At 67.4% G+C, this 25,277-nt stretch carries 19 protein-coding genes; 11 read left to right on the top strand and 8 right to left on the bottom strand.

Going from position 1 to position 25,277, the window contains the following annotated elements; all coding sequences use genetic code 11:
• Positions 1-50: 50 nt before the first annotated feature.
• Positions 51-761, bottom strand: coding sequence for a glutathione S-transferase (locus BKE09_RS16315; protein ID WP_075676440.1), 711 nt, complete (start codon positions 759-761; stop codon positions 51-53).
• Between the two features lie 170 nt (positions 762-931).
• On the opposite strand from BKE09_RS16315, the gene BKE09_RS16320 reads away from it, so the two are divergent.
• Together BKE09_RS16320 and clpB are read left to right on the top strand one after the other, a co-directional pair.
• Positions 932-1,753: a DUF3014 domain-containing protein gene (locus BKE09_RS16320; RefSeq protein WP_075676442.1), complete on the top strand. Its 822-nt coding sequence runs from the start codon at positions 932-934 to the stop codon at positions 1,751-1,753.
• A 181-nt stretch (positions 1,754-1,934) separates the two neighbouring features.
• The gene (gene clpB, locus BKE09_RS16325; protein ID WP_075676444.1) at positions 1,935-4,520 is read left to right on the top strand and encodes an ATP-dependent chaperone ClpB; all 2,586 of its coding nucleotides are present in this window, start codon (positions 1,935-1,937) and stop codon (positions 4,518-4,520) included.
• A gap of 72 nt (positions 4,521-4,592) precedes the next feature.
• Here the strand turns inward: clpB and BKE09_RS16330 are convergent, their stop codons facing one another.
• The 3 genes from BKE09_RS16330 to BKE09_RS16340 all read right to left on the bottom strand — a co-directional run bounded on the left by BKE09_RS16330 (position 4,593) and on the right by BKE09_RS16340 (position 7,557).
• On the bottom strand, positions 4,593-5,393 hold the full coding sequence (locus tag BKE09_RS16330) for a MipA/OmpV family protein (protein ID WP_075676446.1): 801 nt from the start codon (positions 5,391-5,393) through the stop codon (positions 4,593-4,595).
• A gap of 140 nt (positions 5,394-5,533) precedes the next feature.
• Positions 5,534-6,823 (bottom strand): ATP-binding protein, encoded by a 1,290-nt coding sequence (locus BKE09_RS16335; protein WP_075676448.1) that lies wholly within the window; start codon positions 6,821-6,823, stop codon positions 5,534-5,536.
• Positions 6,820-7,557 (bottom strand): response regulator transcription factor, encoded by a 738-nt coding sequence (locus BKE09_RS16340; protein WP_075676450.1) that lies wholly within the window; start codon positions 7,555-7,557, stop codon positions 6,820-6,822. Before BKE09_RS16340 ends, BKE09_RS16335 begins: the two co-directional genes overlap by 4 nt.
• Before the next feature lie 180 nt (positions 7,558-7,737).
• On the opposite strand from BKE09_RS16340, the gene BKE09_RS16345 reads away from it, so the two are divergent.
• A complete protein-coding gene (locus BKE09_RS16345) occupies positions 7,738-9,024 on the top strand; it encodes an aminotransferase class V-fold PLP-dependent enzyme (RefSeq protein ID WP_075676452.1) in 1,287 nt (428 codons plus the stop codon).
• 420 nt (positions 9,025-9,444) lie between these two features.
• On the opposite strand, the gene ybaL is transcribed toward BKE09_RS16345, so the two are convergent.
• Both ybaL and BKE09_RS16355 read right to left on the bottom strand, forming a co-directional pair.
• Complete coding sequence (gene ybaL / locus BKE09_RS16350) at positions 9,445-11,142, bottom strand: YbaL family putative K(+) efflux transporter (protein ID WP_049443065.1); 1,698 nt, start codon at positions 11,140-11,142, stop codon at positions 9,445-9,447.
• A gap of 152 nt (positions 11,143-11,294) precedes the next feature.
• A complete protein-coding gene (locus BKE09_RS16355) occupies positions 11,295-13,682 on the bottom strand; it encodes a TonB-dependent receptor (protein ID WP_075676454.1) in 2,388 nt (795 codons plus the stop codon).
• 336 nt (positions 13,683-14,018) lie between these two features.
• Here BKE09_RS16355 and BKE09_RS16360 point away from each other — a divergent pair, with 336 nt between their 5' ends.
• A complete protein-coding gene (locus BKE09_RS16360) occupies positions 14,019-15,884 on the top strand; it encodes an ABC-F family ATP-binding cassette domain-containing protein (RefSeq protein WP_075676456.1) in 1,866 nt (621 codons plus the stop codon).
• 74 nt (positions 15,885-15,958) lie between these two features.
• Here BKE09_RS16360 and ampR read toward each other — a convergent pair whose 3' ends face one another.
• Entirely contained in the window at positions 15,959-16,825 is an 867-nt protein-coding gene (gene ampR / locus BKE09_RS16365) for a LysR family transcriptional regulator AmpR (protein ID WP_049465574.1), read from the bottom strand.
• 175 nt (positions 16,826-17,000) lie between these two features.
• Between ampR and blaL2 the strand changes: the two genes are divergently transcribed.
• The 4 genes from blaL2 to BKE09_RS16385 all read left to right on the top strand — a co-directional run bounded on the left by blaL2 (position 17,001) and on the right by BKE09_RS16385 (position 21,583).
• Complete coding sequence (gene blaL2 / locus BKE09_RS16370) at positions 17,001-17,906, top strand: L2 family extended-spectrum class A beta-lactamase (RefSeq protein WP_075676458.1); 906 nt, start codon at positions 17,001-17,003, stop codon at positions 17,904-17,906.
• Between the two features lie 85 nt (positions 17,907-17,991).
• Positions 17,992-19,221 (top strand): cation:proton antiporter, encoded by a 1,230-nt coding sequence (locus BKE09_RS16375; RefSeq protein WP_075676460.1) that lies wholly within the window; start codon positions 17,992-17,994, stop codon positions 19,219-19,221.
• A 104-nt stretch (positions 19,222-19,325) separates the two neighbouring features.
• On the top strand, positions 19,326-20,882 hold the full coding sequence (locus BKE09_RS16380; RefSeq protein WP_075676462.1) for a glycosyltransferase family 39 protein: 1,557 nt from the start codon (positions 19,326-19,328) through the stop codon (positions 20,880-20,882).
• Positions 20,883-20,941: 59 nt separating this feature from the next.
• The gene (locus tag BKE09_RS16385; RefSeq protein WP_075676464.1) at positions 20,942-21,583 is read left to right on the top strand and encodes a hypothetical protein; all 642 of its coding nucleotides are present in this window, start codon (positions 20,942-20,944) and stop codon (positions 21,581-21,583) included.
• 98 nt (positions 21,584-21,681) lie between these two features.
• On the opposite strand, the gene BKE09_RS16390 is transcribed toward BKE09_RS16385, so the two are convergent.
• Positions 21,682-22,431: a DUF3011 domain-containing protein gene (locus BKE09_RS16390; protein ID WP_075676466.1), complete on the bottom strand. Its 750-nt coding sequence runs from the start codon at positions 22,429-22,431 to the stop codon at positions 21,682-21,684.
• A gap of 157 nt (positions 22,432-22,588) precedes the next feature.
• Here BKE09_RS16390 and aspS point away from each other — a divergent pair, with 157 nt between their 5' ends.
• The 3 genes from aspS to BKE09_RS16405 are packed head-to-tail and all read left to right on the top strand — an operon-like array spanning position 22,589 to position 25,230.
• Positions 22,589-24,340 carry an aspartate--tRNA ligase gene (aspS, locus tag BKE09_RS16395; RefSeq protein WP_049442644.1) on the top strand — a complete coding sequence of 584 codons (1,752 nt, stop codon included), beginning with the start codon at positions 22,589-22,591 and terminating at the stop codon, positions 24,338-24,340.
• Between the two features lie 16 nt (positions 24,341-24,356).
• Complete coding sequence (locus BKE09_RS16400) at positions 24,357-24,677, top strand: hypothetical protein (RefSeq protein WP_014038230.1); 321 nt, start codon at positions 24,357-24,359, stop codon at positions 24,675-24,677.
• A 31-nt stretch (positions 24,678-24,708) separates the two neighbouring features.
• Complete coding sequence (locus tag BKE09_RS16405; protein ID WP_014038229.1) at positions 24,709-25,230, top strand: GNAT family N-acetyltransferase; 522 nt, start codon at positions 24,709-24,711, stop codon at positions 25,228-25,230.
• The last annotated feature ends 47 nt before the right edge of the window (positions 25,231-25,277 follow it).

Here is a 25,277-nt window from a genome sequence, read left to right on the forward strand (position 1 = left end):
ATGCTCATGGACCTCGGACGCATCGTGCGATTGCCGGCCAGCGGCCGGCACTACCGTTCCGCATCCAGCTCGGGGTAGTGGCGGAAGATGCCGTTGGTGTTGAACGGCAACCGCCGCGCCGAGGCCAGATAGGCGGCAATGTTGGGTCGTTTCGCCACCCGCTCCTGCAGCGCGCGCAGCCGGGGCAGGGTGGGGCCGAGCGCCTGCATGCGGCGCGGGAACATGTAGTCCAGCCCGCTCAGCAGCTGGAACAGCGACAGATCCACATAGGAATGCTCGCGCAGCGCATGGCGGCCACCGTTGGCGGCCAGCACGTGTTCGAAGTAGCCCAGGAACTTCGGCAGTCGTTCGCTGCGCAGGGACGCGGCACGCGCTTTGGCTTCGGTCTTCTGTTCTTCGTAGTACTTCGACGCGGCGATCGGATGGTGGGTGTCGTGCACCTCGGCCACCAGGTCGGCGATGGTCAGCTGCAGTTGCAGCGCCTGCAGCCGGCGTGAGGCGGCCTGCGGCACCAGGTCCAGCGACGGGCCGAGGAAATCCAGGATGGCCGCGACCTGCGCGATGACCTGGCGGCCCGCTTTGAGGAACGGCGGTGCGAAGGGCTTCGGGCCCTCGCTGCTGCCATCCAGGAATGGCTGCATCACCGCATCGCCGTGCACCCGTGCCATGTCGATGTAGTCGGCGCCGGCATCTTCCAGCGCCAGGCGCACGAACTCGCCACGGCCCTGGATGCCGGTCCAGTAGTACAGCGCGTACTGCATGGGAGTGCCTCCACAGGACAGAACTCATAGCCTCGCGCGGGCAGTGCAAAGCAGGCGTGAGCGCGGTTCTGGTGCAGGCCTGAACCCGAACGGCAGCGGAACAGGCGGGGAACCGGCTGCAATCGATGGGGTCACACCTTTTCCATGCGTGTGAAACGAGGTGCTGCATCATGCAGAGTGGAAAGGCGGTTTGGCCCTGGGTGCTGGGCGTGGTGGTGATCGGTGGCGCGGGTGGTTGGTTGTTCCGCGATCAGCTGAAGAGCCTGGCAGACGGTGTTTCGGTGCCGGTGCAATCGACCCCCGCCAGTACCGGCGCACCGCCACAACCGACGGCAGCCGCAGAGCCCGCGTCGGCACCCCCATCGATCCGGCATCCGCTGGATATCGAGGCCGCCGCCGACCCGGCACTGCCGAAGCTGGCTGACAGCGATGCCGCTGCCTGGGGCGCGCTGAACCAGCTGTTCCAGGGCGAGGGTCCGCTGACCCTGCTGCTGCGCGATCATCTGATCCAGCGCCTGGTTACCCAGGTCGACAACCTGGACAAGCCCAGCGTGCCGCCGACCGCGCTGGCCGCGCGCCCGCTGCCGGGCAACCTGCAGGTCGAGCCGGGCGAAGGCGGTGAACGCATCGCCGCCAGCAATGCGGCGCGCTATGCGCCCTACGTGCAGGCGTTCACTGCGCTGGACCCGGTGGCAACGGCTACCGCTTACAAACGCTTCTATCCGCTGATCCAGCAGGCCTATGTCGACCTTGGGCGGCCCGAGGGCTATTTCAACGACCGCCTGGTCACGGTGATCGACCACCTGCTGGAGACCCCGGAACTGGCCCAGGCGCCGCTGGTGCAGCGCGATGAGCGCGGCCGCTATCGCTTCGTCGATCCCACCCTGCAGTCCCGCTCGATCGGGCAGAAGGCCCTGCTGCGCATGGACCCGGCGCAGGCGCGGGCGGTCAAGCAGCAGCTGCGGGCGATCCGCAGCGCGATCACCCGCTGAGTCCCTCCACCGCACGGAACTGATCGGGATCAACGCGCCGACCACACCCGTTCCGGCATGCTGGCCACAGGCTGACTGGCCTCGGGGTGCAGTCGCAGCCACCCTTGAAACGGGGTGGGGCAACCGCATCTTTCCAGCATCGCCGGCGCGGGCCGGCCCTGATGACCGATGAGGATTCGCAATGCGGATGGACAAGCTCACCTCGCGTTTCCAGCAGGCGCTGGCAGACGCACAGTCGCTGGCCGTGGGCCGCGACAACAGCATCATCGAACCGGTTCACCTGTTCAGCGCACTGCTGGACCAGCAGGGCGGCAGCACGCGCCCGTTGCTGGCCCAGGCCGGGGTGAACGTGCCGGTGCTGCGCGAGCGCCTGACCGAGGCGCTGGACGCACTGCCCAAGGTGTCCGGGCAGGCCGGCAACGTTTCGATGGGCAATGACCTGGGGCGCCTGCTGAACCAGACCGACAAGCTGGCGCAGCAGAATGGCGATGCCTTTATCGCCAGCGAGTGGTTCGTGCTGGCGGCGCTGGACGACGGCGGCACGCTGGGCATGGCGCTGCGCGCCGCCGGTGCCGACAAGGCCCGCCTGCAGGCCGCGATCGACAAGCTGCGTGGCGGCGAGAACGTGCAGTCGGAGAATGCCGAGGAACAGCGGCAGGCGCTGGAGAAGTACACCATCGACCTGACCGCACGTGCCGAGAGCGGCAAGCTCGATCCGGTGATCGGCCGTGACGAGGAAATCCGCCGCACCATCCAGGTGCTGCAGCGCCGGACCAAGAACAACCCGGTGCTTATCGGCGAACCTGGCGTTGGCAAGACCGCGATCGTGGAAGGCCTGGCCCAGCGCATCATCAACGACGAAGTGCCCGAGGGCCTGCGCGGCAAGCGCGTGCTGTCGCTGGACATGGGCGCGCTGATCGCCGGCGCCAAGTTCCGTGGTGAATTCGAGGAACGCCTGAAGGGCGTGCTCAACGACCTCGCCAAGAGCGAAGGGCAGATCATCCTGTTCATCGATGAGCTGCACACCATGGTCGGCGCCGGCAAGGCCGACGGCGCGATGGATGCCGGCAACATGCTCAAGCCGGCGTTGGCACGTGGCGAGCTGCACTGCGTGGGCGCCACCACGCTGGATGAGTACCGCAAGTACATCGAAAAGGACGCTGCGCTGGAGCGCCGTTTCCAGAAGGTGTTCGTGGGTGAGCCGTCGGTGGAGGACACCATCGCCATCCTGCGCGGGCTGAAGGAAAAGTATGCGGTGCACCACGGGGTGGAGATCACCGACCCGGCCATCGTTGCCGCTGCGACGCTGTCCAACCGCTACATCACCGACCGCCAGCTGCCGGACAAGGCCATCGACCTGATGGACGAGGCGGCCTCGCGCCTGCGCATGGAGATCGACTCCAAGCCGGAAGAACTGGACCGCCTGGAACGCCGGGTGATCCAGCTGAAGATCCAGCGCGAGATGCTGAAGAAGGAAAAGGACGAAGCCTCGCGGCAGCGCCTGGCCGACCTGGAGAACGACATCGAGGCGCTGGAGCGCGAGTTCTCCGACCTCAATGAAATCTGGAAGTCGGAGAAGGCCGCGCTGCAGGGTGCAACGAAGATCAAGGAGCAGGTCGAGCAGGCCAAGCTGGAGCTGGAATCGGCGCAGCGCCGCCAGGATTTCGCCAAGATGAGCGAGATCCAGTACGGCCTGCTGCCGCAGCTGGAAAAGCAGCTGGCCGCCGCCCAGGAAGCCGAGCACAAAGACTTCAAGCTGGTGCAGGACCGGGTCACCGACGAGGAGATCGCCGAGGTCGTGTCGCGCTGGACCGGCATCCCGGTCAACAAGATGCTCGAAGGCGAGCGCGACAAGCTGCTGCGGATGGAAGAGGTGCTGCACAACCGCGTGGTCGGCCAGGAGGAAGCGATCAGGGTTGTCTCCGATGCCGTGCGCCGTTCGCGCGCTGGCCTGTCCGATCCGAATCGCCCGGCCGGTTCGTTCCTGTTCCTCGGCCCGACCGGCGTCGGCAAGACCGAACTGTGCAAGTCGCTGGCCGAGTTCCTGTTCGACAGTGCCGACGCGATGATCCGCATCGACATGAGCGAGTTCATGGAGAAGCACAGCGTCGCCCGCCTGATCGGTGCCCCCCCGGGCTACGTCGGCTACGAGGAAGGCGGCTACCTGACCGAGGCGGTGCGTCGCCGTCCGTATTCGCTGATCCTGCTGGACGAAGTGGAGAAGGCGCATCCGGATGTGTTCAACATCCTGCTGCAGGTGCTGGACGACGGTCGCCTGACCGATGGCCAGGGCCGCACCGTGGACTTCCGCAACACCGTCATCGTGATGACCTCGAACCTGGGCTCGCACCAGATCCAGGACATGAGCGCCGACGACAGTCCGGAGGCCTACACGCAGATGAAGGCGGCGGTGATGGGCGTGGTGCAGGCGCACTTCCGCCCGGAGTTCATCAACCGCCTGGACGACATCGTGGTGTTCCACCCATTGGACAAGCAGCAGATCAAGCAGATCGCGCGCATCCAGATGCGTGGCCTGGAAAAGCGCCTGGCCGAGCGTGGCTTGAAGCTGATGGTGTCCGACGCAGCGTTCGACCTGCTCGGCAACGTCGGTTTCGATCCGGTGTATGGCGCGCGCCCGTTGAAGCGCGCGATCCAGGCGCAGCTGGAAAACCCGTTGGCGCAGAAGATCCTGTCCGGCGCCTTCGTCAACGGCGACACCATCGAAGTCGGCAACGACGGCGGCCATCTGGTGTTCGCCAAGGCGTGAGTCCATCGGGGCGCTGCCTGACCGCAGCGCCCCGTTTCCTGTGAGTAACGCCGGGCCCGGCCCGGCGCGCTCTCAGAAGCGGTGTGTGTACCCGCTCATCAGCCCGAACTGGTTGGGTTTCTGCACGATCGGGCTGTCGGCCGCATCGCCGAGCAGGCGCGTGCCTTCGGCCGAGATGTACCAGTTGCCGTTGCGGCCCGCGCGGTGGCTCCACTTCAGGCCGACACCGGCGCTGACCAGGCCGGCCTTCGGTTTGTGTTCGGCGAAGCCCGTGCGTTTGGCCTGTTCCGGGCTGACGCCGTACCAGGTCTGCATGTAGCCACGGTTGCCGTAGTCGGTGGACACGCTGCCGCTGACCACGCCTCCGGCCAGGTCGAACAGCGGCAGGGTCAGGTTCAGGTGGATCTGCTGGGTGGCCAGGCCGTTCTCGGCCTTGTCCTCGTCCTTGCGGGTGAACTGCCAGGAGCCGCTCAGCACGGCTTCGCCCAGCGTATAACCAGCCGAGACACCGACCAGGGGACGGGTATCGATATCGCCCATGCCGCGCAGGAAGTCCGAACCGCCGAGCAGCGAGTCCTTGTCTTTGCGGATGCCGCTGGCGCCGACATAGGCGCGCACGCGGGTGTGCTCGCCGAGGGCGGTGCCCCAGCCGATGCCACTGGTGCCCAGAAACCAGCCTCCCGGCGAGGTGACATCGATAGACAGCGACGGCGTCGCACGATACTCCTCGCTGCCGCTGTAACGCGGGGTCACGCCACCACCGGCGGCGAGCTCGAAGGTCCAGTGGTCATCCCTGGCGTGGGCGATCGGCGTGGCAAACAGCGGCAGCAGGGCCAGGCAGAGCAGGGTGGGGGAACGGCGAAGCTGGGACATGGAAACTCTCGGCAATGGGAGGAAAGCAGCGCGCGCATCCGGCGAGTGCTGCAGGGTCGCCAGCGTGGCCATACGCCGGCGACCGATCCGTCCGCAGTTGTGCGGGAGTTGTAATCAACTGTAATCGCGGCCCAGCGCGTTCAGCTGGCAGCCAGCGGCCAGTGCATTTCCAGGCGTGCGCCGCCCAGCGTGGCGCGACTGATGCGCAGCTCGCCGCCGTGGCGGGCTGCAATGCGGCCGACGATGGCCAGGCCCAGGCCGAAGCCGCCGGTATCACGGCTGCGGCTGTCATCCAGGCGGGTGAACGGGCGCATCACCTTTTCATGGTCGGCCTCGGCGATGCCTGGACCGTCATCGTCCACGCGCAGGCAGGCGCGTCCGCCCACACCCACCAGCGACACTTCCACCTGCGAGCGCGCGTGGCGCAGCGCATTGCCGACCAGATTGCTCAGCGCCAGCTGCAGCAGGCGTGGCTCGGCATCCACGCGCGGCAGGGCGCTGGGCTGCACGCGCAGCACCAGGCCGGCACGTTCGGCATCGCGGCGGGCATCGGCCAGGCAGTCCTGCAACCAGTCATTGGCCTCGATGCGTTGCAGAGGCTCGCCCTCACTGGGATGCTCCAGCCGTTCGTAGGCCAGCAGTTCGCTGACCAGCCGGTTGAGCTCGGCCAGGTCGCCATGCAGGCCCTGAGCCAGCCGCGCGCGGCGTTCGCGATCATCGCTGTCCTGCAGCAGGTCCAGGCCGAAGGCCACGCGCGCGATGGGCGTGCGCAGTTCGTGCGAAATGGCGTGGGTGAGGTCGCGCTGGCGCTGCACCAGCTCGGCCACGCGTGCGGCCATGCGGTTGGAATGGTCGACGATGACGCGTATCTGCGAGCGTGGCGAAACCTGCGCGCGCGCCTGCAGATCGCCGGCACCGATGCGATCGGCGTGCCGGCGCAGGGCTTCCAGATCGCGCCAGAGCAGACGTACCCAGGCATACAGGCTGGCGCCGACCAGCAGCAGGATGCTGAGGTAGGCCGCGATGGTCATGTACATCGTCATCTGTACCGCGCCGGGCAGGCGCAGGTGCAGCCAGCGGCCGCCGATGCCCTCGATGGGCAGCAGCACCTGCTGGTACTGATCGCGGACGATGAAGCCATCGGCCTGCACGGCCGCCTGTTCCTGCGGTGTGAGCGCGGGAGGATTGTCGAGCAGGGTCAGGGTGATGCCGTAGTGTGGTTGCAACTGCTGCAGGCGCTCACGCTGCTGGCCGGCGTCCAGGCCCGCAAGGTCCCTGCGCAGGGCGTACACCTGCCCGCGTACCTGCTCCACGAACACGCGATCCTGCACGGGCGTGTAGATGCCATCCAGGATGTGGTTGAGGAAGAACACCGAGACCAGGAAGCAGGCGCCGGTGACGAACCACAGCCACAGGAACAGCCGCTTCATTCCGACCAGGCCGCAGGATTGAACTGGTAGCCGCGCCCCCACACGGTCTTGATCCGCCGCGGTTCGCGCGCATCATCGCCGAGCTTGCGGCGCAGCTTGCCGATGCAGACGTCAACGCTGCGGTCCAGGCCGTCGAAGCCGATGCCGCGCACCGCCTGCAGGATCTGGTCACGCGACAGGATCTGCCCCGGCTGGCTGGCCAGCAGCCACAGGATCTCGAACTCGGTGGTGCCCACATCCACCGCCGCGCCGTGCAGGTGCACTTCACGCTGCATGCGATCGATCAGCAGTTGCCCGTGCATCAGCCGGCTGGGCGTGCCGGTGTTGCTGCTGCCGTGGCGGCGGCGCAGCAGGGCGCGCAGGCGGGCCAGCAGCAGGCGTGGTTCGATCGGCTTGTGCACATAGTCATCGGCACCCGATTCCAGGCCCAGCACCTGCTCGATGTCGTCCTCGCAGGCGGTCAGCATCAGGATCGGCACATCGGAGAAGCTGCGGATCTGCCGGCACACATCGATGCCCCCGAGACCGGGCAGCATCAGGTCCAGCACCACCAGTTCCGGGGCATGCTGTCGGCAGGCCGCACCGGCAAGGTCACCACGGGGCACGTGCTGCACGGCGAAGCCATGTTCGTGCAGGTAGTCGCTCACCAGTTCGGCCAGGCGACGGTCGTCCTCCACCAGCAGGACCGACGTGGGCGAACTGCTGGCAGGGGGTGTCCAGGGGGATGGCTGCATGCGTGGGGCCTCCGTGCCCGGGCAGGAGCGCCCGGCGGCGAAGCCTAGCAATGGCCCATGACGGCTGCCTGAATCGCGGCCAACCTGATAACCGCGGGTACGGACGTCATCGCCAGCGGCTTTCAGCGGCCGGCCCCGGCTGGCCTATGGTGGCGGTTTCCCCGGATGGAGCCTGGTGCAATGAGCGACCCGCAGTGGCAACTGGAAACCCTGGCCGTGCACGGCGGCTACCGTCCCGACCCGACCACCCGCGCGGTGGCGGTGCCGATCTATCAGACCGTAGCGTATGCGTTCGATGACACCCAGCACGGTGCCGACCTGTTTGATCTGAAGGTGCCGGGCAACATCTACACCCGCATCATGAACCCCACCACCGACGTGCTGGAGCAACGCCTCGCCGCGCTGGAAGGCGGCATCGGCGCGCTGGCGCTGGCCTCGGGACAGGCCGCGATCACCTATGCCATCCAGACCATCGCCGAGGCCGGCGACAACATCGTCGCCTCCAGCGCGCTGTATGGCGGCAGCCTCAACCTGCTGGCGCACACGCTGCCGCAGTACGGCATCCAGGCGCGCTTCGCCGACCCCGCTGATCCGTCTGCGTTCGCCGCGCTGATCGACGACCGCACCAAGGCGGTGTTCGTCGAATCGATCGGCAACCCGCGCGGCAACGTCACCGACATTGCCGCCATCGCCGAGGTCGCGCATGCCGCCGGCGTGCCGCTGATCGTCGACAACACCGTGGCCACGCCGTTCCTGCTGCGTCCGTTCGAGCACGGCGCCGACATCGTGGTGCATTCGCTGACCAAGTACCTGGGCGGCCACGGCAACAGCCTGGGCGGTGCCATCATCGATTCGGGCCGCTTCGACTGGGCCGCACAACCCACGCGCTTCGCCCGCCTCAACCAGCCTGACCCGAGCTACCACGGCGTGGTCTATACCGAAGCGCTGGGGCCGGCGGCCTATATCGGCCGCGCGCGCGTGGTGCCGCTGCGCAATACCGGCGCGGCGCTGTCGCCGTTCAATGCTTTCCTGATCCTGCAGGGCATCGAGACCCTGGCCCTGCGCATGGAACGCATCAACGCCAACGCACTGGCCGTCGCGCAGTTCCTGAAGGCGCATGCCAAGGTGGCCTGGGTGCGCTACGCCGGACTGGCCGACGACCCGGAGCATGCCGCCGCGCAGCGCTACCTGGGCGGGCATGGCTCGGGCGTGTTGACCTTCGGCCTGCCGGGTGGTCGAGAAGCCGGCGCGCGCTTCCTCGATGCACTGAAGCTGTTCACCCGCCTGGTCAACCTGGGCGACGCGAAGTCACTGGCCACCCATCCAGCCTCGACCACCCACCGCCAGCTGGATGCAGCGGAGCTGGCCAGGGCGGGTGTCAGCGAGGACACCGTGCGGCTGTCGATCGGCATCGAACACATCGGCGACCTGCGCGCCGACCTGGAGCAGGCCCTGGCCGGCGCCTGATAGCCACGCGCTTGGTCGTCATCGCCACAGGCGATCACCACCGGCGCCGCGATGCGCTACGGTGGAACTGCCTCTCCAAGGCGTGGCAACGTGGCGATCCAGATCCCCGGTCGATGCGGGTCGACCGGGGATTTTTTTGTTTCCGGGGTCAGATCCGTTTTCCTGTGGAAAACGGATCTGACCCCTCAGCAGAACGCCGTTCCGACAGATCGCCGGAATCTGTCGAAGGCGGGATGGGTCCGGTTGCGGGGGCGTGAGCCGCATGGATGCGGCGACCGAGCTTACATGGACGTACTTGCAGCGGCCCCCGCAACCGGACCCACCCCGCCATCCCACGCAATGCCAGCTTTTGCCGTTGCCGTTGCCGTTGCCGTTGTTTCGGCAGGTGCAGGGCTGCAAGCCCTGCCGCACGCACACCCCTTACACCACCGGAATGCTGTGCTGCCCCAGATTCCGGTACGGCGGTGTGGACATGATCATCTCCGCCAGCGAATACGCCAGCTCGCGCTCGGCCATCACCGTGCCATCGGCGCCGTGCTCCAGCAGATGCTTCACTTCGGCATCGCTGTGCGCACGCGCCAGCAGGGTCAGCTCCGGGTTGATCGCACGCAGCTTGGCCAGCGCCTCGCCGGCTTCCAGCGGCTGCGGAATCGCCAGCACTGCGATCTTCGCGCGCTCGGGATGGGCCTCGGCCAGTACCCGGTCGGCGGCGGCGCTGCCACGGATCGCCGCGATGCCATTGGCATGCGCACGCTCCACGTGGTCCTTGTTGTCATCGATCACCAGCACCGGCACGCCGCGATCACGCAGCACCTGCGCCAGCTCGCTGCCGACCCGGCCGTAGCCGATCACGATGGCGTGCGCGTTCAGGTCACGCGACGGGCCGATGGCTTCTTCCGGCTCGGCCGGCTGCGGCTGCTGTTCCTGCTTGGCCTGCCAACGGTCGAGCAGGCCGAACACCAGCGGGTTGAGCATGATCGACACCAGCGCACCGGCCAGCACCAGCGACTGGCCTTCCTTCGGCAGGATCTGCAGTGCCACGCCGAGGCCGGCGATGATGAAGGCGAATTCGCCGATCTGCGCCAGGCTGGCCGAGATGGTCAGCGCGGTGCTGGTCGGGTGGCCGAATGCACGCACGATGAAGAAGGCGGCGGCCGACTTGCCGAACATGATGATCAGCACGGTGGCCAGCACCTGCCACGGGTGCTGGATGAGGATGTTGGGGTCGAACAGCATGCCGACCGAGACGAAGAACAGCACCGCGAACGCATCGCGCAGCGGCAGCGAATCATGCGCGGCCTTGTGGCTCAGCTCCGATTCGTTGAGCAGCATGCCGGCGAAGAACGCGCCCAGCGCGAACGAGACGCCGAACAGCATCGCCGAGCCGAACGCCACGCCCAGCGCGATTGCCAGCACCGACAGGGTGAACAGTTCGCGCGAACCGGTACCGGCGATGCGCTCGAGGATCCACGGGATGACCCGGCGGCCGACCACCAGCATCACTGCCACGAACAGGCCCAGCTGCACGAAGGTCCAGCCGATGTCGGCCAGCACGCTGCCCAGCGAGTGCGATTCCTTGGCCGCGTCGGGCCCGAACACACCGGCCATCACCGGCATCATCACCAGCGCCAGCACACAGGCCAGGTCTTCCACGATCAGCCAGCCGACCGCGATCTTGCCGCGCATGGTCTCCAGCAGGCGGCGCTCCTCCATCGCCCGCAGCAGCACAACGGTACTGGCGGTGGCCAGCGAGAACCCGAAGATGACGCCATGGATGGCCGGCCAGCCCATCAGCGAGGCCACGCCCCAGCCGAGCAGGGTGGCCACGGCGATCTGGCCGATGGCACCGGGGATGGCGATGGCCTTGACCGCCATCAGGTCCTTCAGCGAGAAGTGCAGGCCGACACCGAACATCAGCAGCATCACGCCCAGCTCGGCCAGCTGGTTGGCCAGCGCCTGGTCGGCAACGAAGCCGGGAGTGAACGGACCTACGCAGATGCCAGCAACCAGGTAACCGACCAGGGGAGACAAGCGGAGCTTGTTGGCCAGCGCGCCGAAGATGAAGGCGAGCCCGAGGCCAACGGCAACGATGTTGATCAGGTCGGTGTCATGGTGCATCGGCACTCGCAGGAAATCGGGGGTATCCCGATTTTCACCGATGAGGCCAGATACGGCAAACCTTAAATGCGAATGGGGTCAGATCCCTTTTCCCGAAGGAAAAGGGATCTGACCCCACCAGGGGATTGCCGGCCAGCGACCGGCGCTACCACTTACCAGGTGTACTTGATGCGGCCGTACACGTACGCGCCGTTGAAGCCGAACGGCGAGTAGTTGCTGTACGGCAGCATGCCGAAGGTGGAGTTCTGCAGGTCTTCGGTGCGGTCCGGGTACTCGTTCAGCAGGTTGTCGGCACCGACGGTCAGCGTCCAGTTGCTGCTCGGCTTGTAGCTGGCCGAGGCATCCAGCACCCACTTGTCACCGTAGGTCTGGTCGCGCAGCGCGGTGGCCGAGTTGCGCACGGTGAACTTGCCGTAGCGGGTGGCGGCCAGGCCCAGTTCCCAGTGGTCCGAACGCCAGGTGCCGCTGAGGATCGCCTTGTCGCGCGGGTAGCTGTCCTCGATGCGGCCGATCTCATCGCGGCCGATCAGCGACTGGTTCAGGCCCAGCGTGCCGAACACCGCCGGGGTGCCGCCAACGCGGCGCACTTCGGTGTCGTTGTAGCTGTACGCCGCGGTCAGTTCCAGGCTGCTGGCACTGAACGGCACCGTGTAGCTGGACACGAAGTCGACACCGCGGGTGCGCGTATCCAGGCCGTTGGTGAAGTACGAGAACGCGGTCACCTGCGGCAGGCCGAGCGTGGTCAGCAGCGCGCTGCTGGCGGCATTGGTGGTGATGCTCGACGAGAGCGCGATGCGGTCGTCGATGTCGATCTGATACGCATCAACGGTGATGTACAGGCGGTCGACCGGCTGCAGCACCAGGCCCAGGCTGTAGGAGGTGGAGGTCTCGGCCTTCAGCGGCGAGGCGCCCAGTGCCTGTGCGGCCTGGCTGGTGGTCGGGAAGGTGCCGCGCTCGACGAACACGCCATTGGTGAACTGGCTGGTGACCGCCTGGTAGCCCTGCTGTGCCAGCGACGGTGCGCGGAAGCCGCTGGAGGCGGTGGCCCGCAGCGCGACCTTGTCGGTGAACGCATAGCGCGCCGACAGCTTGCCGGAGAAGCGGTCGCCGAAGTCCGAGTAGTCCTCATAGCGGCCGGTGATGCCGGCCGAGAACTTCTCGGTCAGGTCTGCTTCCAGGCCGGCGTAGACCGCGTAGTTGTGGCGGTCGGCATGCACTTCATTGGTCGGGGTGAAGCCGCCGAAGCCCTGCGCGCCACTGCCGGTGTACGAGTTCAGCTCGCCCGGTTTCTGGTCCCACTTCTCCTTGCGGTACTCACCGCCGAAGGACAGCGTGACCGGGTAGGCCAGGCCCCAGTCCAGCGACTTGGTCAGGTCGGCATTGAAGATGTCCTGCTGGTACTTCAGCGTACCGTCGTAGAACGAGCGCGGGCTGGTCGCCCCCAGGCTGTAGTTGATGCTGTTGCGGGTGTGGAAGTCGAGGGTGTTCTCGCCATGGTTCAGGCTCAGGTCCCAGGTCCAGCCGTTGTCGGTGCTGCCCTTGACCCCGGCCACCAGCGAGCGGTCCTTGGAGTACTGGTTGATCTCCGGCACGAAGCCGTCCGGATAGGTCTGCGCCAGCAGCGCGGTCTGCCCGTTGTGGTTGCGCGAGCGGTAGAACGCGAACGAGGTGATGTCGCGGTTGCTGAGCAGCGCACTGGCGTAGCCGGTCACGCGGTCGCTGAAGTCGAAGCTGGCATTGACCGAGGCGGCCGTGGCATCCACGCGCGGGTCGCCGACGATGAAGGTCTTCTGGCCGATGCTCGGGTAGTTGCCGGTGTTCGGGGTGGTGCCGCGGTACGGGCCCGCACGGTTGCTCTCGTCCTGCTGGCTGATCTGGCCGGCCACGTGCACGCGGCCACGGCCGTTGCCGAACTCGACGCCGGTATCGCCGGAAAGCTGGTACTTGTTGCCGTCACCGGCCGAGTACTGGCCGTAGTCCACCGCCAGGCTGCCGCCACTGCCGCTGCCCTTGAGCACGATGTTGATGACGCCGGCGATGGCGTCCGAACCGTACTGCGCCGACGCGCCGTCGCGCAGCACTTCCACGCGCTCGATGGCGGCGATCGGAATCGCGTTGATGTCCACCGCCGACGAGCCACGGCCGATGCTGCCGTTGACGTTGATCATCGCCGAGGTATGGCGGCGCTTGCCGTTGACCAGCACCAGCACCTGGTCCGGCGACAGGCCGCGCAGCTGCGCCGGGCGCACGCCGCTGGTACCGTCGGTCAGGGCCGGGCGCGGGAAGTTCAGCGAGGGCAGCGCGCGCGACAGCGCGGTGGCCAGTTCACTGGTGCCGGTGGACTGCAGGGCTTCGGGGGTGATGATGTCGATCGGCGACTGCGATTCGGCGACCGTGCGGTCGGCCACGCGGGTGCCGGTGACGATCACCGTGTCCAGGGTGTTGGCGGCGGTGCCGGTCTGCTGGGCAGCGGCGACGAACGGAGAGCCACCGAGTGCGACAGCGACGGCGGCGGCGATCAGGCTGGTCTTGCGGGTCATCGGGATGGGGCTCCGGTTGGCGGGGGGCGGCACCGGAATCGACATCACGGGGGTGAGGCGGACGGCGGTTGTTGCGGTGCGCAAAGCAGGAATTAACGGGATATTCAGTGGCTGTCAAATGCCGGCCATCGGGAAAAACGTTGCAGCAGCAACCATTTAGCCCGGATCGGCACTTGCGGGGAGGGGGTCCGGGAGGCGCGCGGCGAGGACGTGGGAGAGAGGAACGCCGGCCGCCGCGCATCCCGGGGCGCGTCAAGTATTCGTTAACGCTAGAATTGCGTCGCAGGAACAGTGCTCACCAGCACATTCCATTCGGTTATATGGACGCCTTCCCCCATGATTTCGCTTCGTAATTTCGCCTTGCGCCGCGGCGAGCGGCTGCTGTTGTCCAATGTCGACCTGACCCTGCATGCCGGTTACCGGGTGGGTGTGGTCGGCCGCAACGGTGCTGGCAAGTCCAGCCTGTTCGCGGCGGTGAAGGGCGAGCTGGAGGCGGACAAGGGCGATGTCGACCTGCCCGGCAAGGTACGCATCGCCAGCGTTGCCCAGGAAACCCCGTCGCTGCCCGACCCGGCGCTGAGCTTCGTGCTCGGCGGTGACATCGAGGTGGCCGCGGTGCTGGCCGCCGAGGCTGACGCAACCGCCCGCGAAGACTGGGAAGCGGTGGCCGAGGCGCATACGAAGATGGCCGAGCTCAATGCTTACGACGCCGAAGCGCGCGCCGGCAAGCTGCTGCACGGCCTCGGTTTCCCGGCCGAGACCCACCACCGTGCGGTGTCCTCGTTCTCCGGCGGCTGGCGCGTGCGCCTGAACCTGGCGCGCGCGCTGATGATGCCCAGCGACCTGCTGCTGCTTGACGAACCGACCAACCACCTGGATCTGGACGCGGTGTACTGGCTGGAACAGTGGCTGCTGAAGTACCCGGGCACCCTGCTGCTGATCTCGCATGACCGCGAGTTCCTCGACAACGTGGCCACCCACACCCTGCACCTGCACGGCGGTGGCGCCAAGCTCTACCCGGGCGGCTACACCGACTTCGAGCGCCAGCGCGCCGAACAGCTGCGCCAGCAGCAGATCGCGCACGAGAAGGAGCAGGCCGAGCGCGCCCACCTGCAGAGCTTCATCGACCGCTTCAAGGCGCAGGCCAGCAAGGCGGCGCAGGCGCAGAGCCGCATGAAGCGCCTGGCCAAGCTGGCCGGCACCGAAGCGGTGCGTGCCGAGCGCGAGTTCCGCATCGAGTTCGCGCCGCCGGCCAAGCTGCCGTTCTCGCTGATCCGCCTGAACCACGTCGAGGCTGGCTACGGCAAGGACGCGGTGATCCTGCACAACGTCGGCTTCGGCCTGGAAGCGGGCCAGCGCATCGGCCTGCTCGGCCCGAACGGTGCCGGTAAGACCACCCTGGTGAAGACCCTGGTGGGCGAACTGGCGCCGATCGTCGGCGAGCGCATGGCCCATCCGGACCTGAAGATCGGCTACTTCGCCCAGCACACGGTGGAGTCGCTGCACGAAGGCCAGTCGCCGATGGAGCACTTCCGCGAGATCGCCCCGGACGCACCGAACCAGTCGTTCCGCGATTTCCTCGGCAAGTGGAACTTCCCGGGCGACCGTGCATTCGAGCCGGTCGATGGGTTCTCCGGTGGCGAGCGCGCGCGCCTGGCGCTGGCGCTGATCGCCTGGCAGCAGCCGAACGTGCTGCTGCTGGACGAACCGACCAACCACCTTGACCTGGAAATGCGCGAAGCGCTGGCCGAAGCACTGGCCACCTTCGAAGGCGCGATCGTGATGGTCTCGCATGACCGCCACCTGATCGGCCTGGTCTGCGATACCTACTGGCGCGTGGCCGATGGCGTGGTCGAGCCGTTCGACGGCGACCTGGACGCGTACGCCGCATGGCTGCGCACCCGTCCGCAGGCGCAGGGCACCAAGGCGCGCATGGAGCAGGTGGAAGAGCCGGTGGTGGTCAAGACCGCCCCGGTGGCGCAGGTGGTGCAGAAGAAGCCGGTGAACCCGCACAAGCTGGCTGCCGCCGAGGCCAAGGTGGCCGAGCTGGAAGGCGCAGTGGCCGAGCTGGACCGCCAACTGGCCGACCCGGCCAACTACGCCGACGCCACCCGCATGGCAGTGATCGGCCGCGACCGCGAAACCGCCGCCGCGCAGCTGGAAAAGGCCGAAGCCGCCTGGATGGAGCTGCTGGAGTCCTGACTCCGCGAAAAAGGGGACGGAGGGGATTAAGTCGTATGTGCACATACGACTTAATCCCCTCCGTCCCCTTTTTGTTACGCGCCCTGGGCCTGCAGCCACTCGCGGAAGCGCTTGGCCGGCTCGCGTTCGGCGCGCGAGCGCAGCCGCGTCAGCCAGTAGCGGCCCAGCTCCAGGGTGGTGCCGAAGGGCTGCAGCAGCCGGCCTTCGGCCAGTTCCTGTTCGAACATGCGCAGGGGCAGCAAGGCCACGCCGGCCCCCCCGGCGGCGGCCATCGCCACCGTCAGCGACGAATCAAATACCGGCCCGCGGGCTTCCACGCCGCTGACGCCGGCTGCCTGCAGCCAGCGCGGCCATTCGTCGCTGCGGTAGGAGCGCAACAACGGCAGCGTGGCCAGGTCGCGCGGCTGCTTCAGCCGCCGCGCCAATGCCGGTGCGCACAGTGGTGCGAAAGGCGCATCGAGGATCGCCGTGCAGGCCTGGCCCTGCCAGTCGCCATCGCCGAAGCGGATGGCCAGGTCCAGCCCTTCGCCGGCCAGGTCGATGCGGTTGTTGTGGGTCTGCAGGCGCAGCTCGATGTCCGGGTGCGCGGCCTCGAATGCAGCCAGCCGCGGCAGCAGCCAACCGGTGGCGAAGGTGCCGACCACGCCCAGTGTCAGTACCTCGCGGGCCGGTCCGCCGGTGTAGCGCGCGATGCTGGCCGAGATGCGCTCGAACGATTCGTTGAGTACCGGATACAGCGCCGCGCCCTCGTCGGTCAGCGCCACCCCGCGCGGCAGGCGATGGAACAGGCGGATGCCGAGCCGGTCCTCCAGGCCCCGGATCTGGTGGCTCAGCGCGGCCTGGCTGACGCACAGCTCCAGCGCGGCACGGGTGAAGTTCTGGTGGCGGGCGGCGGCTTCGAAAGCGCGCAGCGCGTTCAGCGGCAGGGTCGGGTGCAGCATCGGAAAGCCGTGAGCCAGGGTGATGGCTGATCCTACCCGTTCAATGAGGAATTTCGTAAATCTCAACAAGTTGATCACGAAAGGCATGAATTCAACTTATGGCTTGCCTTGATTTTTCGCGCTGGTCGGCTACATGGGAGGCGCCAATAATCGAGCGGTCACCAGGAGAACCCCTATGCTCGCCCGTCGCCGATTCCTGCAGTTCAGTGGTGCTGCCGTTGCTTCCTCGCTGCTTGCCCCGGCGTTGGCGCGGGCTGTTGCCCCTTCGTCCGGCACACCCGCCGCCATTGCCGGCGCCGCCGATTTCGCCGCGCTGGAGAAAGCCAGCGGTGGCCGCCTGGGCGTCACCGTGCTGAACACCGGTAATGGCCGTCGCATCGGCGGGCATCGGCAGGACGAGCGCTTCCCGATGTGCAGCACGTTCAAGTCGATGCTGGTTGCCTATGTGCTGAGCCTTGCCGATGCAGGCCGCGTTTCGCTCGACACCCGCGTGCCCATCGCCGAAAAGGATCTGCTGTCCTACGCCCCGGTGGCGCGCCGCCACGTGGGCAAGGACCTGACGGTGCGCGATCTGTGCCGGGGCACGCTGACCACCAGCGACAACACGGCGGCCAACCTGCTGCTGGAGGTGGTGGGCGGGCCGTCGGCGCTGACGGCATTCCTGCGCGGGCAGGGCGACAGCGTTACCCGCAATGACCGCAACGAGCCGGACGTGAATCTGTTCGCGAAGGGAGACCCGCGCGATACCACCAGCCCGGCCGCGATGGCCACCAGCCTGGCCCGCTTCGCGGTGGGCAATGGCCTGCAGCCGGCATCGCGCCAGCAGTTCGCCGATTGGCTCATCGACAACCAGACCGGCGATGCCTGCCTGCGCGCCGGGCTGGGCAAGCGCTGGCGGGTGGGGGACAAGACCGGCAGCAACGGTGAAGACACGCGCAACGACATCGCCGTGCTGTGGCCGCATGCGGGCGGCGCAGCGTGGGTGGTCACCGCTTATCTGCAGGGCGCGTCGGTCGATGAGGACCAACGCGGAGCGGTGCTTGCGCGGGTGGGTGCGCTGGCCGACGCGATGATCGGATGAGGTAACCGGGGTCATTCAAAAATGGCTTGCCGGATCGGTCGGGCACGCGCATCCTGCGCGCGTTCGAACCCCACGGAAGACCCTGATGAGCCATGAGTTGATCTACCTGCTGCTGATCTTCGCGCTGCTGGTGATCCCGCGCGCGCTGCAGCGCTTCAGCCTGCCGGCGCCGTTGACCTGCCTGCTGTTCGGCATCATCGGCATGCTCTGGCTGGGCGACCAGGCACACGATGCGGTGATCGGCCTGCTGGCCACGCTGGGTATTTCCTCGCTGTTCCTGTTTGCCGGCCTGGAAGTGGATCTGCAGGCGCTGCGCCGTGGCATGTGGCCGCTGCTGGCGCACCTGGTGATCCGTACCGGCACGCTGTGCGGCGTGGGCTGGCTGGCCTGGCGCTACGCGGGGCTGCCGTGGCAGGCCGCCGGGCTGCTGGCGCTGGCGCTGCTGACCCCCTCCACCGGCTTCATCATGGATTCGCTGTCGCGGCTGGGCCTGAGCGAAGACGAGCGGTTCTGGGTGACCAGCAAGGCCATCGCCGGCGAACTGCTGGCGCTGGCGGCGTTGTTCATCGTGCTGCAGGCCGGCGACCCGGGGCACATGGCGCTGTCCAGCCTGGCCCTGCTGGCGATGATGGTCGGCCTGCCGCTGCTGTTCATCGCGCTGGGCCGCTGGGTGGCGCCGCACGCGCCGGGTTCGGAGTTCTCGCTGCTGGTGATGGTCGGCATGGTCGCGGCGTACATCACCTATCTGCTGGGTGTGTATTACCTGGTCGGTGCCTTCATCGCCGGCCTGGTCGCGCGCCTGCTCCACCAGCGCATGCCGCTGCTGGCCTCGCACGAGAACCTGCATGCGCTGCGCCTGTTCGCCTCGTTCTTCGTGCCGTTCTACTTCTTCAACGCCGGCACCAAGGTGCCCAGCGAAGCACTGAGCTTCGAGGCGCTGGGGCTGGGCATCGTGATCACCCTGGTGGTGCTGCCGCTGCGCATCGGCGTGGTCTGGCTGCAGCGCCGGGTGATGTTCGGCGAGAGCTTCCGCAGCAGCCTGCGGGTCTCGCTGGCGCTGGCCCCGACCCTGATCTTCACCCTGGTGCTGGCGGCGATCATGCGCGAGCGCTTCCAGATTCCGGCGGTACTGTTCGGCGCGCTGCTGCTGTACGCCGCACTGACCACGCTGCTGCCGTCGCTGGTGTTCCGCACGCCGTTCGACGTCGATCCGGTGGAGCAGGAGCCGGCGGGCGAGGGCGAGTCCGCACCGGTAGCGGCCACCGAAGTCATCCACGCCGCGCCGCTGAAGGCGCCGCTGCCACCGCAGGGCTGAGCCGCAGGCGCATGCCGCGGCTTGCACTCGCGTGCGCCAACGCAGACACTGCGCGCCCGTGAAGCGCGCCCTGTTGTGGGCGGCCACAGTCAGGAGCAACAGGCGTGACCCAGGAAAGCAACCCAGACCGCAGCCTGTTGCCGGGCAAGATCCTGTTGTGGTTCTCGGCGGTCGCGCTGCTGATCCTGTTGGCCTGCAGCTGGTCGATGCCGCCGGTCGATGCCTCCGGATTCCGTCAGACGCAGACCGCGTTGTCGATCGACTGGCTGCTGCGCGGCGGCCCCTGGCTGGACTACGTGACCCCGGTCCTGGGTGCGCCCTGGTCGATTCCGTTCGAGTTCCCGTTCTACCAGTGGTTGGCGGCATTGCTGTCCAGCATCACCGGCATGAGTGCCGACAACAGCGGGCGGCTGGTCTCCACCGTCTTCCATGTCGGCTGCATCTGGCTGGTCTACCGCACGCTGCTGGCGTGGCGCCCTGATCGCACGCTGGCGCTGTGTGTGACCGGCGCATTCGCCGTCTCGCCGTACGCGCAGTTCTGGGGGCGCTCGGTGATGATGGAGTCCAGCGCCGTGTTCTTCGGCCTGCTCTTCGTCTGGGCAATGGCACGCCTGCGCAGCCAGCCGCGCGCATGGGTAGGCCTGGTCGCCATTGTCGCAGCGGTGCTGTCGGCGGCCATCAAGGTCACCTCGTTCTTCGGCTTTGCCGCATTCGTTGCGCTGGCCTTCCTGTGGCTGGCCCTGCGCGAGCATGGCTGGCGTCCGCAGTGGCTGCAGCAGCATTGGCGCTTGATGTTCTGGGGTGGCCTGTCCGCACTTGCCGTGCTGGCCACGCTCAGCCTGTGGCTGCAGCACGCCGACGCGCTGAAGGCGCAGTCGGCGCTGGGCCGGCAGATCACCTCCGATGCGCTGTCCACCTGGAACTACGGCACCCTGCAGCAGCGCCTGGATCCGGCCACCTGGTGGGGCACGGTGTTCAAGAAGCGCTTCTCCGGTGCGATCGGCTCCAACTGGATCTTCCTCATTTTCATCATTGCCGGGCTGTGGCAGAAGCGCACGCGCGTGGCGGTGGGGATCCTGCTGCTGGCCTACCTGGCGCCGTTCCTGGTCTTCACCAACCTGCACATCGCCCATCCCTACTACCAGGCGGCCAACATCGTGTTCGCCACTTCGATCATCGGCCTGGTGCTGTGGTCGACGGTGCTGGCGGCCGAAGCGGCGGGCAAGCCGCGCCGTGGCGTCGCCCTGGCGATCTTCCTGTGCGTCCTGTCGGTGGGCTTTGGCCTGGTGAAGTCGCTGAAGGACATCAAGGAAGCACGCCAGCCGACACCGGTTTCGCAGATCGCCGAGGCCATCCGCGCCGGTACGACGGCGCAGGGCGTGGTGGTCGCATTCGGACAGGACTGGTCCTCCGAACTGCCGTATCTCTCCGGCCGCCGCGCCGTGATGATTCCGGACTGGGCATCGGACGACGTGCTTGCATCGCTGGCTGCAGATGACGCAGCACTGGGTGGATTGCCGTTGGCCGCACTGGTCAACTGCCCCAACCAGCTGGGCAGCAGCCCCGAGCGCGTGCAATGGTTGGCCGAGATCACCCGCCGCTATGCCGCCGATGGCCAGAAGCAGGAGCTGGGTGGCTGCGAGGTCTGGCTGCACCCCTGAGGTGACATGGCCGGTCCGCGCGGTTTGCGTGCTCCGGCCCGGGTGGTTAGGGTTGGGGCATGAGACTGCCTGCCGCTGTTACCGCTTCCGCCCTCCTGCTCAGCCTCGCTGCCTGCTCGCAGCGTTCCGATACGGTCGCGCATGATCTGGCGACCGCACCGGCCGATGCCTTCATGGCCGCCATCGCCGCGCATTGCGGCCAGGCCTATGAAGGCCGGGTGGTGGAGGACACGCCGGCACCGACCGGCAAGGACCCGTTCGCCGGCCAGCGCCTGGTCATGCATGTGCGTGGCTGTGCCGATCCTGCCCATGAACTGCGGATTCCTTTCCATGTGGGGGATGACCACTCGCGCACCTGGGTGCTGACCCGCACCGAAAACGGCCTGCGCCTGAAGCACGATCACCGCCATCAGGATGGCAGCGCGGATGCGATCACCCTCTACGGCGGTGACAGCACGCCACCGGGCACCGCCGAGCGCCAGCAGTTCCCGGCCGACTCCGATTCGGTGGCAATGTTCCGTCGTGCCGACATGCTGGCCTCCACGCACAACACCTGGGCGATGGAGATCGACCCCGACCAGACCTTCGTCTACGAACTGACGCGCCCGGAGGGCCGCCGTTTCCGCGTGAAGTTCGACCTGAGCAAGCCGGTCGACCTGCCACCCGCACCGTGGGGCGACGAGAAGGCGCCAGCACCCTGATCTACGGGTTGGATCCCTCCTGCGGAGGGCTCCGACCGGTCACTGCACGAACCCAAGGGTCAGGACCCTGGCCATCGGCCAGGGATCCGACCCCATGCTCAGCGCGTGCCGAAGCGTGCCCGGCAGCCGTTGCTCACCCACACCTGTCCGCGTGCATAGCCCCAGCTGCGGCCCTCCTGGCAGGCGCTGCCGGACAGCTGCTGCTGCAGCACCGGCCGACCCTGGCGCTCATCCCAGTCGCAGTTCTGCGTGCGGTTGTTGTTGCTGCTGCAGGTGATCGAGTAGTTGCTGTTGCCGCCGCCCCAACCACCACCACCACCGCCACCGCCCCAGCCGCGGGCCTCGGCGAATTCGGCGCGGCAGCCGCCACTGACCCAGATCGCGCCATTGCGCACGCCCCAGGTGCGGCCTTCGTTGCAGGGGCTGCCGGACAGCTGGCGGACCAGGCGGGCATTGCGCCAGCCGACCGGGCAGCTGCGCTCGCGGTTGTTCTGGCTCTCGCAGCGGATGGTTTCGCCGGGCCGGCCGTTGTTGCCACCCCAGCCGCCACCGTTGCCGCCGCCCCAGCCACCACGGGCCTCGACGAATTCGGCACGGCAGCCATTGGTGACCCAGATGCTGCCATTGCGGCTGCCCCAGGTGCGGCCTTCGTCGCAGGCGCTGCCGGACAGCTGGCGGACCAGCTGCGCATTGCGCCAGCCGGTGTTGCAGACCCGTTCGCGGTTGTTCTGGCTCTCGCAGCGGATCACTCCGTCCTGCGCGGCGGCCGGGGGGGAGGGCAGGGCGAGCGTGGCGATGGTGCCCAGGCTCAGGGTCACGGCCAGGCTGGCCAGGGACAGCGGTTTCATGGCGGCATCCCATACGGTGGCGGGTGCCTGACTATAGGGAAGGGGGCGATCAAGCCGGTGTGACTGGCCGGATTTGCCCCGGCCGGGGCCTCGGCCGCAGAATACGAGGCTTTCCGGCCCCCATCCGGTGCCGGCGTTCTCCAGCGGAGCTTCCCCCATGCGTACCCACTTCTGCGGCCTGGTCGACGAGACCCTGATTGGCCAGACTGTCACCCTCGCCGGCTGGACCGACGTGGCCCGTAACCAGGGCGGCGTCTGCTTCATCGATCTCCGGGATCATGAAGGCATCGTGCAGGTGACCGTAGAAGTCGACAACGCCGAAGTGTTCGCCGTGGCCGCGTCGCTGGGCTATGAGGACGTGCTGCAGGTGGAAGGCGTCGTGCGCGCCCGCCACGCGGTGAACGACAAGATGCGCACCGGCAAGGTGGAAGTGATCGCCACCGCCATCACCGTGCTGAACAAGGCCGCGCCGCTGCCGTTCCACGCCCACGAGAACCCGGGCGAGGAAACCCGCCTGAAGTACCGTTACCTGGACCTGCGCCGCCCGGAAATGCAGCGCATGCAGCGCACCCGCATCAAGCTGGTGCAGGCCCTGCGCCGCCATCTGGACGAGAAGGGCTTCCAGGACATCGAGACCCCGATCCTGACCAAGGCCACTCCGGAAGGCGCGCGCGACTTCCTGGTGCCGGCGCGCATGCACCCGGGCGAGTTCTACGCCCTGCCGCAGAGCCCGCAGCTGTTCAAGCAGATCCTGATGGTGGCCGGCTTCGACCGCTACTACCAGATCGCGCGCTGCTTCCGCGATGAAGCCCTGCGTGCCGACCGCCAGCTGGAATTCACCCAGCTGGACATGGAGTTCGCCTTCGTCCGCGAACGCGACGTGCAGGACTTCGTCGAGGACATGATCCGCGCCATCTTCAAGGAAGTGGTGGACGTGCAGCTGGATGCCAGCTTCCCGCGCATGACCTGGGCCGAGGCGATGCGTCGCTACGGTTCGGACAAGCCGGACCTGCGCATCGCGCTGGAACTGGTCGACGTGGCCGAGCTGGTCAAGGACAGCGAGTTCCCGGTGTTCACCGGCCCGGCCAATGATGCCGAAGGCCGCGTCGCCGCGCTGCGCATCCCGGGCGGTGCGTCGCTGAGCCGCAAGCAGATCGACGAGTACGCCGCGCATGCCGCCAAGTACGGCGCCAAGGGCCTGGCCTACATCAAGATCGCCGACAACGGCGAAGTCAGCTCGCCGATCCAGAAGTTCTTCAGCGAGGAATCCTTCGCTGCGCTGGTGGCCCACGTCGGCGCCGGCAACGGCGACATCGTGTTCTTCGGCGCAGGTGGCTACAACAAGGTCTCCGACTTCATGGGCGCGCTGCGCCTGAAGGCCGGCAAGGACTTCGGCCTGGTCGCCGACGGCTGGGCGCCGCTGTGGGTCACCGACTTCCCGATGTTCGAGTGGGACGAGGAAGAACAGCGCTACGTCGCCCTGCATCACCCCTTCACCGCACCTGCCGTGGACGACATCGCCGACCTGCGCGCCAACGCCCGTACCGCCGTCTCGCGCGGCTACGACATGGTGCTCAACGGCAATGAAATCGGCGGCGGTTCCATCCGTATCCACCGTCCGGACATGCAGAGCGCGGTGTTCGAGCTGCTCGGCATCGGTGCCGAGGAAGCCCGCGCCAAGTTCGGCTTCCTGCTCGACGCGCTGAACTACGGCGCGCCGCCGCACGGTGGCATTGCCTTCGGCATCGACCGCATCGCCGCGCTGATGGCCGGCACCGAGTCGATCCGCGACGTCATCCCGTTCCCGAAGACCACCGGTGCACAGGATCTGATGACCGACGCGCCGTCGCCGATCGTCGATACGCAGCTGGCCGAAGTGCACATCCAGGTTCGCCCCAAGACCAACTGATCAGGAGATCCAGGCAATGACCGAGTTTGCGTTTTCGCTGGAGTGGGAAAAGCTGGGCAATGAAGGCTCCGAGGCCACCCTGGTCACCGAGCGTGCACGCGTGTTCGGTGGTTGGCTGGTCCGCGTCGGTACCAATCCGGCGGCGATGGCCCTGACCTTCGTTGCCGACGGCGAAGGCCGTTGGGATGGTGAAGACTTCGGCGTCGAGGATTACGAGGACGACGAAGAGGAAGAGTACGACGAGGACGAGGAAGGCGAGGAAGAAGAGGACGAGGACGAAGAGGAATACGAGGAAGAGGACGAGGAAGAAGAAGCGGAATCGCCTGAAAAGGCTTGACCCGCGCTTCGCCCTGACGTCAACTTCCTGCATGTATTCGATCCGCCGCGCCACTGTGGACGACGCGCCGACCCTGTCGGCGCTGGCCGCACGCACGTTCACCGAAACCTTCGGCCATCTGTATCCGCCGCAGGACCTGCAGGCCTTCCTCGAGGAGGCCTACACGGTCGAGCGCCAGCGCGTGATCCTGGCCCACCCCGACTACGCGGTGTGGCTGCTGGAACTGGATGGGGAGGCGGTCGGCCACGCCGCCGCCGGCCCCTGTGGCCTGCCGCATCCGGATGTGAAACCCGGTGACGGCGAACTCAAGCGCCTGTACCTGATCAAGACGCAGCAGAGCTGCGGCTGGGGCAGCCGCCTGCTGGAAACCGCGCTGGCCTGGCTGGAACACGAAGGCCCGCGCACGTTGTGGCTGGGCGTGTGGTCGGAGAACTTCGGCGCGCAACGCTTCTACGCCCGCTACGGTTTCGAGAAGGCCGGCGAGTACCTGTTCCCGGTCGGTGACACCCAGGACCTCGAATTCATCCTGCGCCGCGCGCCGCGCGCGGCCTGACGTTCACCGCCGCTTGCTGCGCGCGCGTGTTCAATCACCTCACGTTC

It is taken from the genome of Stenotrophomonas sp. TD3 (assembly GCF_001939825.1).
GTDB lineage: Bacteria > Pseudomonadota > Gammaproteobacteria > Xanthomonadales > Xanthomonadaceae > Stenotrophomonas.

Bases quoted from the DNA above. Each gene is read 5' to 3' on its own strand.
- BKE09_RS16315 (WP_075676440.1), bottom strand. From the start codon at position 761: ATGCAGTACGCGCTGTACTACTGGACCGGCATCCAGGGCCGTGGCGAG.
- BKE09_RS16320 (WP_075676442.1), top strand. From the start codon at position 932: ATGCAGAGTGGAAAGGCGGTTTGGCCCTGGGTGCTGGGCGTGGTGGTG.
- clpB (WP_075676444.1), top strand. From the start codon at position 1,935: ATGCGGATGGACAAGCTCACCTCGCGTTTCCAGCAGGCGCTGGCAGAC.
- BKE09_RS16330 (WP_075676446.1), bottom strand. From the start codon at position 5,393: ATGTCCCAGCTTCGCCGTTCCCCCACCCTGCTCTGCCTGGCCCTGCTG.
- BKE09_RS16335 (WP_075676448.1), bottom strand. From the start codon at position 6,823: ATGAAGCGGCTGTTCCTGTGGCTGTGGTTCGTCACCGGCGCCTGCTTC.
- BKE09_RS16340 (WP_075676450.1), bottom strand. From the start codon at position 7,557: ATGCAGCCATCCCCCTGGACACCCCCTGCCAGCAGTTCGCCCACGTCG.
- BKE09_RS16345 (WP_075676452.1), top strand. From the start codon at position 7,738: ATGAGCGACCCGCAGTGGCAACTGGAAACCCTGGCCGTGCACGGCGGC.
- ybaL (WP_049443065.1), bottom strand. From the start codon at position 11,142: ATGCACCATGACACCGACCTGATCAACATCGTTGCCGTTGGCCTCGGG.
- BKE09_RS16355 (WP_075676454.1), bottom strand. From the start codon at position 13,682: ATGACCCGCAAGACCAGCCTGATCGCCGCCGCCGTCGCTGTCGCACTC.
- BKE09_RS16360 (WP_075676456.1), top strand. From the start codon at position 14,019: ATGATTTCGCTTCGTAATTTCGCCTTGCGCCGCGGCGAGCGGCTGCTG.
- ampR (WP_049465574.1), bottom strand. From the start codon at position 16,825: ATGCTGCACCCGACCCTGCCGCTGAACGCGCTGCGCGCTTTCGAAGCC.
- blaL2 (WP_075676458.1), top strand. From the start codon at position 17,001: ATGCTCGCCCGTCGCCGATTCCTGCAGTTCAGTGGTGCTGCCGTTGCT.
- BKE09_RS16375 (WP_075676460.1), top strand. From the start codon at position 17,992: ATGAGCCATGAGTTGATCTACCTGCTGCTGATCTTCGCGCTGCTGGTG.
- BKE09_RS16385 (WP_075676464.1), top strand. From the start codon at position 20,942: ATGAGACTGCCTGCCGCTGTTACCGCTTCCGCCCTCCTGCTCAGCCTC.
- BKE09_RS16390 (WP_075676466.1), bottom strand. From the start codon at position 22,431: ATGAAACCGCTGTCCCTGGCCAGCCTGGCCGTGACCCTGAGCCTGGGC.
- aspS (WP_049442644.1), top strand. From the start codon at position 22,589: ATGCGTACCCACTTCTGCGGCCTGGTCGACGAGACCCTGATTGGCCAG.
- BKE09_RS16400 (WP_014038230.1), top strand. From the start codon at position 24,357: ATGACCGAGTTTGCGTTTTCGCTGGAGTGGGAAAAGCTGGGCAATGAA.
- BKE09_RS16405 (WP_014038229.1), top strand. From the start codon at position 24,709: ATGTATTCGATCCGCCGCGCCACTGTGGACGACGCGCCGACCCTGTCG.